This is a genomic window from Aquabacterium sp., from assembly GCF_035476535.1.
Taxonomy (GTDB): domain Bacteria; phylum Pseudomonadota; class Gammaproteobacteria; order Burkholderiales; family Burkholderiaceae_C; genus Pseudaquabacterium.
In genome coordinates this window covers 1-6,231 of record NZ_DATILJ010000099.1, presented here as the reverse complement: position 1 = coordinate 6,231, position 6,231 = coordinate 1, and the positions used below count along the sequence as shown (strand labels likewise).

Here is a 6,231-nt window from a genome sequence, read left to right as displayed (position 1 = left end):
GCGCGCGCGGGTGCCAGCCACAGGGCTTCGGCCAGCAGCGGCCAGGCCGCATCGGCGCCGTCCTGGTGCCAGCGGGCCTGCGCCATCCACAGCAGCGGCAGCGGAATGCGCCGCCAGGACTCGATGCGCGCCACCGCCTCGGCCGCCTGCGGCCAGGCTCGGCCGCGCAGGTACAGCGCCGCGGCATGCGCGTCGGCTTGGCCGGTTTGCCAGGGGATGGTGGCGGCACGCCCGGCCAGCCAGCACCACTGGGCCGCGACCCAGGCCTGGGCGTCCTGCGGGCCGAGCACCGCAGCGGCGGCGGCCGCGATCTCGCCTTCGAGGCGGCCGCGCAGTCCGAGCACCTCGGCAACGTCGGCGCCGCCGCCCGCTGCCGTTGACTGCTGCCAGGCCAGGTGTTCGATCAGCACCGCGGCCGGTGCCAGCACGGCGTCGCCGCCGAACTCGGCCTGCAGCGTGGCCGCGCTGCGCTGCGCGGCTGGCAGCTCGCCGTGCAGCACGGCCTGCGCGATGTCGTTGCGCAGGGCCAGGTCGCGGCTGTCGTTGAAGATGTCGAGTTGCTGCTCCATGGCGTCACGGGAACGGGCCGGCGATGTCATGCCGTGATTTTGCCCGCGGCGCCGGTGCGGGCCCAGGACAGCGCAAGCCGCAATCGGGCCTGCGGACCTGCGGGCGTGAAGAGGCGCCCGCCCCGTCAGTCCGACGCGACCCAGCGCTTCAGCTTGCGATACACCGCCGGGCTGCCGAGCAGGCCCATGTGGTGGACGTCCCGCACGGTCGATTGATGCGTCTTCGCCAGGCCCAGCGCGCGCGCCGGATCGGCGTGGTGGCCCAGCGCGCTGTCCACCGTCACCAGGCCATCGCCCACCAGCGAGCCGGCCAGGCGGTGGCCGCCCACGGTGCTGGCCATCGCGTAGCTGGCCACGCCGGCCGGCAGCGGCACGATCGCGCGGCGATCGCCCGGCTCGTCACGTGCATGCTCCGCCCAATCGGCTTCGAGCAAGTTGCCGTGGCGCAGGTCGGTGATGCCCTCGCTGCGCAGGCCCGACAGGCGCGTGAACGGCGCGACATAGGGGCTCACGTCCATCACGCGGTGCAGCCAGTTGCCGCCGCGTTCCAGCGGCGCGCCATGGTGCGGTGTGCCGATGAAGATCAGGCGGCGCAGTGGCTTCAGCCAGTCCTGCCCCGCGGCCGACTGGGCGGCCTGATGGCAGGCACTGCGCGCAATCAGCCCACCCATGCTGTGGCAGACGATCGTCAATTGCTGCACCGGCACCGGCCAGTGCTGCACCAGCGCCTGCAACTGCTCGGCCAGTGCCGCGCCATTGGCCGAGACATGGCGGCCGCTGTTGTACAGCGCGTAGACCGGCGTCACGCCCAGGTCCTTCGCCAGCGCCGCGCCATGGTCGTGCCCGTCACGCAGCCAGCCGTGATCGCTCATGCACAGGCCGTGCACCAGCACGACGATGTGGCTGCTGGCCTGCGGAATCTGAGCCGCTAGCCCGGCCATGTCCAGACGCTGGCCTCGCCAGCGCAGCTGCAGGGTGATCGCCAGCGGATTGCCGCTGCGCTCCAGGTGATCGCCGCACACACCATTCAATGCCGCGACCAGCGCATCACGTCGCGGCGAGGCTTGTGACGGCAGCAGGTGCTCGAAGGGCGTCAGCAGCGCGTCCAGTCCCTTGCCGATCAAGCCTGCAGTGCCATCGACCGTGCGATAGACCAAGCCGGCAATGCCCTTGGCCTTGCGCTGCGGTGCACGACCCAGCGGCAGCGCGACCCGCGCGATCGTGGCATGCAGGGCTTCGACGATGCCGGTGACGCCTTGCGTCGCATCGGCCGCGAGCCGCAGCCCACCGCGCAGATCGACCAGCGGGCCGGCGGCCGTTTGCTTCTTGCTCATGGGGGCTCCTTCATCGGCACCCCTGCGGCCGGTTCGCAACACGCCGGGCACGGCGTGCGGCCAGCTTATCAGGCAGCAGCCTGACGCTGGTACATGCTGTCGATCAGCGCCGCGTACTTGCGGTTGACCAATGAGCGCTTCAGCTTCATCGTCGGCGTCAGCTCTTCGTCCTCGGCGGTCAGCTGGTTCTCGATCAACCGGAACTGCTTGATCTGTTCGACCCGCGCGAACTGCCCGTTGACCTTGTCGATCTCGGCCGAGATCAGCGCGATGACTTCGGGCGCCCGCGTCAGGCTCTTGTAGTCGGAGAACTGCACGTTGCGGTCCAGTGCCCAGCGCTCGACGTTGTCCTGGTCGATCATCACCAGGCAGCTCAGGTAGGCCCGCTTGTCGCCGATCACCACCGCATCGGTGACGTAGGGGCTGAACTTCAGCTGGTTCTCCCATTCGGACGGCGTGATGTTCTTGCCGCCGGCGGTGATGATGATGTCCTTCATGCGGTCGGTGATGTAGAAGTAGCCGTCGGCATCGACGCGGCCGACATCGCCGGTGTGCAGCCAGCCGTCACCATCGATGGCCTCGGCCGTTTTCTCGGGCAGGTTCAGATAACCCGTGAAGACGCTGGGTGAGCGCAGAAGGATCTCGCCCTGCTCGGAGATGCGCATCTCGACGCCCGGTCCCGGCATGCCGATGCTGCCCACGCGCACCGCAGCGCGCGGCGAAATCGTGCCGGTGCCGCTGGTCTCGGTCATGCCCCAGACCTCGCGCATCGGCACGCCCAGCGCCCGGTACCAGCGGATCAGCGCGGGCGAGATCGGCGCGGCGCCGGTCAGCGCCAGCTGCACCCGCGACAGGCCGACCATGCGCCGCACGTTGTTCAGCACCAGCAGCTTCGCCAATACATGGCGGGCACGCAAGACCCAGCCGGGCCGGGTGCCGGCCTCGGCATGGCCGGCCATCTTCATGCCCTCGCCGATGGCCCAGCCGTAGGCCAGCTGCTGCAGGCGGCCGGCTTCCTTGATCGTGATCGCGACGCTGGAGTACAGCTTCTCCCACACCCGCGGCACCGCGAGGAAGGCATGCGGCTGCACCTCGCGCAGGTTCTCGAACACCGTCTCGGGGTTCTCGACGAAGTTGATGATCGAGCTGCGCAGGATCGCCAGGTACTCGCCGAAGCTGCGCTCGGCGATGTGGCACAGCGGCAGGAAGGCGACCCGCTCGCCGCCTTCGGGCAGGCCCTCGAACAAGCCGTTCGGCGCCGCCGCCAGCGTGCTCAGCAGGTTGCGGTGGCTCAGCATCGCGCCCTTGGGCCGGCCGGTGGTGCCCGAGGTGTAGACCAGCACGGCCAGGTCCGCCGGGCCGCGGCTATCGAGCCTTTCGTCCATCAGCTGCGGGTGCAGCGCGATGTACTCGCGGCCGAGTTCCCTCAACGCATCCAGGCCGATGACCTGCCGGTCGTCCAGTCGTGACAGGCCTTCCATGTCGAACACGATCACTTTGCGCAATAGAGGCAGGCGTTCGCGCACCTCGATGTATTTGTCGAGCTGCTCGTCGTCCTCGACGAACAGGTACACCGAGCCAGAATCGCTGCACAGGTATTCGACCTGCGCGGCCGCATCGGTCGGGTAGATGCCGTTGACCACGCCGCCCATGCTCTGGCCGGCCAGATCGGTCCAGACCCATTCGCGGCAGGTGTTGGCCAGCACCGAGATCACCTCGCCCGGCGCATGGCCCAGCGAGACCAGGCCGGCGCCGATCTCGCGCACGATCTGGGCCACGTCGCGCCAGCTGTAGGCGCGCCAGATGCCGAGGTCCTTCTGGCGCATCATCACCGCGTCGCCATGCTGCCTGACGCGATGCCAGAACATCTTCGGGATCGTGTCGAAGGGCAGCGCCACCGGCACCCAGCCGGGGCGATCGGTCTTGATGATCCGTGAGGCCATGGGCTCGACTCCGATCTTCATCGCCAGGTCTTCTTCTTCTTCCAGCGTCGCTCGCCACGCACGCCGCCATCCTTCATGCCGAGGTAGAACTCGCGGATGTCGTCCTTCTCGCGCAGCTTGTCGCAGGCGTCTTCCATCACGATGCGGCCGTTCTCCAAGACATAGCCGTAGTCGGCCGCGTTCAGCGCCATGTTGGCGTTCTGCTCGACCAGCAGGAGGGTCGTGCCGCGCTCGCGGTTGATGCGCACGACGATCTCGAAGATCTCCCGCGTCAGCTTCGGGCTCAGGCCCAGGCTCGGTTCGTCCAGCAGCATCAGCGTGGGCGAGGCCATCAAGGCCCGGCTGATCGCCAGCATCTGCTGCTGGCCGCCGGACAGCAAGCCGGCATCCTGTTTCTGCCGCTCGCGCAGGATCGGAAAGTAGCGGAACACCTGCTCGAGGTCGCGCGCCACGCCGTCCTTGTCGTGGCGGGTGTAGGCGCCCATCATCAGGTTGTCGTGCACCGACAGCAGCGGAAACACCTCGCGGCCCTCGGGCACGTGCACCAGGCCGCGTCGCACGATCTCGGCCGGGTCTCGGGCGGTGATGTCCTCGCCCTTGAAGGTCACCGTGCCGCGGGTCGGGTCCAGCACGCCGGAGATGGTCTTCAGGATCGTGCTCTTGCCGGCGCCGTTGCTGCCCAGCACTGTGACGATCTCGCCCGGCCGCACCCGCAGGCTCACGCCGCGGATGGCCTTGATCGGGCCGTAGGCGCTTTCGATATTGGCCAGCGCGAGCAGAAGGACGTCACTCATGCCGCCCTCCTCAATGACGACACATCGTCGACCGAGCCGAGGTAAGCCTCGATCACGCCCGGGTGCGCCTGCACCTCGGCCGGCGTGCCCAGCGCCAGCACCTCGCCCTGGTTCATCGCCAGCACGCGGTCGGACACGCGCGAGACCAGGCTCATGTCGTGTTCGACCATCAGCACGGTGATGCCAAGTTCGGATCGGATGTCCTGGATCCAGAAGGCCATGTCCTCGGTCTCTTCGACATTCAGACCCGACGAAGGCTCATCCAGCAACAGCAGCTTCGGGCCGGTGCACAGCGCCCGGCCGAGTTCGACGACCTTGCGCACGCCGTACGGCAGGCCGGCGACAAAGGCTTCGCGGTGGTGCTGCAGGTCCAGCAGCTCGATCACTTCTTCGGCGCGACGCCGCGCGGCCAGCTCGGCCTGGCGCGAACGCGGCGTGAACAGCAGGTTGCTCCAGAAGCCGGCGCCGCGGTGGATGTGGTGGCCGATCAGCAGGTTCTGCAGCACGGTGGCATGCTCGAACAATTCGATGTTCTGGAAGGTGCGGGCAATGCCCAGTTCGGCGATGCCGTGCGGCGGCACTTCAGCCAGGCGCCGGCCCTCGAACACCAGTTCGCCGCTGGTGGGCATGTAGATGCGACTGATCAGGTTGAACACCGTCGTCTTGCCGGCGCCGTTGGGGCCGATCAGCGTAAAGACCTCGCCGCGCTTGACGTTGAAGCTCACCTGGTTGACGGCCAGCACACCGCCGAAGCGCACGCTCAGGTTGCGTGCTACCAGCAAGCTGTCGGTGTCGACCATCACTTCAATCTCTCCGACTTCGTGTACGACTTCTGCCGCTTGAACATGCCGCGCCGGTAGAACGGGAACAGCTGCAGCCAGGTGCGCAGCTTGAGCCAGCGGCCGTACAGGCCCATCGGTTCGAACAGCACGAAGCCCATCAGCACGGCGCCGTAGACCACCGCCTGCAAGCCGGTGGCCTGGCCGATGGTGGGTGGCAGGTAGTCCTTGCCCATGGCAATCAGCTGCGGCATCGTGATCAGGAAGATCGCGCCGAGGAAGGCGCCGTGGATCGAGCCCAGGCCGCCGACCACGATCATCAGCAGCAGGTCGATCGATTGAACGATGCCGAACTGGTCCGGCGAGATGAAGCGCAGCTGGTGCGCATACAGCGCGCCGGCAAGGCCGACGATGGCGGCAGACAGCGCAAAGGCCAGCGTCTTGTAGCCGGCCAGGTGGATGCCCATGCTCTGCGCCGAAATCTCCGAATCGCGGATGGCGATGAAGGCGCGGCCGGTGGCCGAGCGCAGCAGGTTCATCACCGCCAGCGTGACCCCCACGCAGACCCCCAGCGCCACGTAGTAGAAGTCTTCCGACGACGCCAGGTTGGCGCCGAAGAACTGCATCGGCTTGACGTTCACGCCGGCATTGCCGCCGGTCACGCTCTCCCAGCGCGCCAGCGCTTCTTCGACGATGAAGCCGAAGGACAGCGTGGCGATCGCCAGATAGATGCCCTTGACGCGCAGTGCCGGCAGGCCCACCAGCACGCCGACGCCGGCCGACAACCCCGCCGCCAGCGCCATCGACACCGG

Annotated in this window: 5 protein-coding genes and 1 pseudogene; all 6 read right to left on the bottom strand. The window is 68.1% G+C overall.

Annotated elements, in window-relative coordinates; translation table 11 throughout:
• Positions 1-599: pseudogene (locus VLK61_RS10085) on the bottom strand (hypothetical protein); the annotation flags it as partial.
• A gap of 95 nt (positions 600-694) precedes the next feature.
• Positions 695-1,903 (bottom strand): esterase/lipase family protein, encoded by a 1,209-nt coding sequence (locus VLK61_RS10080; RefSeq protein ID WP_325420736.1) that lies wholly within the window; start codon positions 1,901-1,903, stop codon positions 695-697.
• A 68-nt stretch (positions 1,904-1,971) separates the two neighbouring features.
• Positions 1,972-3,846: an AMP-dependent synthetase/ligase gene (locus tag VLK61_RS10075; RefSeq protein ID WP_325420734.1), complete on the bottom strand. Its 1,875-nt coding sequence runs from the start codon at positions 3,844-3,846 to the stop codon at positions 1,972-1,974.
• 17 nt (positions 3,847-3,863) lie between these two features.
• Positions 3,864-4,640, bottom strand: a complete 777-nt coding sequence (locus VLK61_RS10070; RefSeq protein WP_325420732.1) for an ABC transporter ATP-binding protein — start codon at positions 4,638-4,640, stop codon at positions 3,864-3,866.
• Complete coding sequence (locus VLK61_RS10065; protein WP_325420738.1) at positions 4,637-5,440, bottom strand: ABC transporter ATP-binding protein; 804 nt, start codon at positions 5,438-5,440, stop codon at positions 4,637-4,639. The genes VLK61_RS10070 and VLK61_RS10065 overlap by 4 nt, the downstream gene beginning before the upstream one ends.
• Positions 5,440-6,231: branched-chain amino acid ABC transporter permease (locus tag VLK61_RS10060; protein ID WP_325420730.1), on the bottom strand; the 792-nt coding region annotated here is incomplete at its 5' end. The genes VLK61_RS10060 and VLK61_RS10065, both read right to left, overlap by 1 nt.